Raw genomic sequence first — 2214 nt, forward strand, 5'->3', positions numbered from 1 at the left:
GCCTGGGTGAGCCACGGGTAGGCCGGCATGTTCGACTCCGGCACCACGTCGCGCGGGTTGATCAGGTGCACCCGGTGCCACTCGTCGCTGTACTTGCCGCCCACGCGATGCAGGTCCGGGCCGGTGCGCTTGCTGCCCCACTGGAACGGATGGTCGTAGACGAACTCGCCGGCCGTCGAGTAGTGGCCGTAGCGCAGCGTCTCGGCGCGGAACGGGCGGATCATCTGCGAGTGGCAGTTGTAGCAACCCTCGCGGATGTAGACGTCGCGCCCGGCCAGCTGCAGCGCGGTGTAGGGCGCGAGGCCCGGCGCCGCCTGCGTGGTGGAGCGCTGGAAGAACAGCGGCACGATCTCCACCAGGCCGCCGACGGCGATCACCAGCAGGATCAGCACGATCATCAGGAAGTTGTTGGTCTCGATCTTCTCGTGCGAGAAGCCGGGGGTGTTGGTGTCGTTTGCATTGGCCATGTGGTGTGTCCTCGGTGGCTCAGGCGGGGGCCGGCTGCAGCGCAGCGACCTGACCCGGCACGGGCAGCGGCCGGTAGCGGCCGGCGGTGGCCGTCTTCACGACGTTCCAGCCCATGATCAGCATGCCGGCCAGGTACAGCAGCCCGCCCGCCAGGCGCACCACGTAGAAGGGGAAGGTCGCCTTCACGCTCTCGACGAAGCTGTAGACCAGCGTGCCGTCGGGGTTGACCGCGCGCCACATCAGGCCCTGCATCACGCCGGCGATCCACATCGCGGCGATGTACAGCACGATGCCGACCGTCGCGATCCAGAAGTGCAGCTCGATCGCCCGGGTGCTGTACATCGTCGTGCGGCCGAACATGCGCGGCACCAGGAAGTACAGCGTGCCCATCGACACCAGGCCGACCCAGCCGAGCGCGCCGGAATGCACGTGGCCGATGGTCCAGTCGGTGTAGTGGCTGAGCGCGTTGACCGTCTTGATCGACATCATCGGCCCTTCGAAGGTGCTCATGCCGTAGAACGACAGCGAGACGATGAGGAACTTCAGGATCGGGTCGTCGCGCAGTTTGTGCCACGCCCCCGAGAGCGTCATGATCCCGTTGATCATCCCGCCCCAGCTCGGCGCGAGCAGCACCAGCGAGAACAGCATGCCCACGCTCTGCGCCCAGTCGGGCAGCGCGGTGTAGTGCAGGTGGTGCGGGCCCGCCCACATGTACGTGAAGATCAGCGCCCAGAAGTGCACGATCGACAGCCGGTACGAGTACACCGGCCGCTCGGCCTGCTTCGGGATGAAGTAATACATCATCCCGAGGAAGCCGGCCGTCAGGAAGAAGCCGACCGCGTTGTGGCGCGCCGAAGAACCAGTTCGCGACGTAGATGTGGCGCACCTTGCGCACCGCGATCGTGCCGAAGAACACCACCGCGTACGACACCCACACGATGGCGATCAGGATGTCGATCGGCCACTCGAGCTCGGCGTACTCCTTGCCCTGCGTGATGCCCAGCGGCAGCGTGATGGCGGCTGCGACGATCACCGCCTGCCAGCCCCAGAACGTGAAGGCCGCGAGCTTCGGCATGAAGAGCCGCGCCTGCGAGGTGCGCTGCACCACGTAGTAGCTGCTGGCGAACAGCGCGCAGCCGCCGAACGCGAAGATCACCGCGTTGGTGTGCAGCGGCCGCAGGCGGCCGTAGCTGAGCCAGGAGATGCCCAGGTTCAGCTCGGGCCAGGTCAGCTCGGCTGCGATGAACACGCCGACCAGCATCCCCACCACGCCCCACAGCACCGCCGCGAGCGAGAACCAGCGCACGCTCCAGTCACTGAAGACGGGCTGCGCGGCCGCAGATTCGTTCGACATAGGTCGCCTCTTCTTTCACCATGATTGCTCTACGGTGATTCTTGGAGCGACGCGCCGGCGGCGGCTTGATGCTGATCAAGGGCGATGTCGTCGGTGTGCAGAATCCGCAGCCCCTCGTCGTCGAGGTCGTCGAATTGGCCACGGTTCAGCGCCCAGCCGAACACGCCGAGCAGCGCGAGCACCAGCAGGGCCGACATCGGGATCAGGAGATAGAGGATGTTCATCGTCGAGCTTCAGCGCGCCAGGCGCAGGGAATTGGCGATGACGAACAGCGAGCTGAGTGCCATGCCGAGGCCGGCGGCCCACGGCGGCAGGAAGCCGGCCAGCGCGAGCGGGATGCAGGCAGCGTTGTAGAGCGCCGACCACGCGAGGTTCTGCCGCACCACGCGCAC

General features: G+C 66.6%; 2 protein-coding genes and 1 pseudogene. All 3 read right to left on the bottom strand.

Going from position 1 to position 2214, the window contains the following annotated elements:
- The coding region (gene ccoO / locus AC1D01_RS34980; RefSeq protein ID WP_477874157.1) for a cytochrome-c oxidase, cbb3-type subunit II at positions 1–467 on the bottom strand (467 nt) is incomplete at its 3' end.
- A 19-nt stretch (positions 468–486) separates the two neighbouring features.
- Positions 487–1822, bottom strand: a pseudogene (locus AC1D01_RS34985) (cbb3-type cytochrome c oxidase subunit I).
- Between the two features lie 29 nt (positions 1823–1851).
- Positions 1852–2046 (bottom strand): cbb3-type cytochrome oxidase assembly protein CcoS, encoded by a 195-nt coding sequence (gene ccoS, locus AC1D01_RS34990; RefSeq protein WP_477874159.1) that lies wholly within the window; start codon positions 2044–2046, stop codon positions 1852–1854.
- Between the last annotated feature and the right edge of the window lie 168 nt (positions 2047–2214).

Source organism: Rhizobacter sp. P3_B12, assembly GCF_056402895.1.

Coding starts and splice junctions, on each gene's coding strand:
- ccoS (WP_477874159.1), bottom strand. CDS start 2,046: ATGAACATCCTCTATCTCCTGATCCCGATGTCGGCCCTGCTGGTGCTC.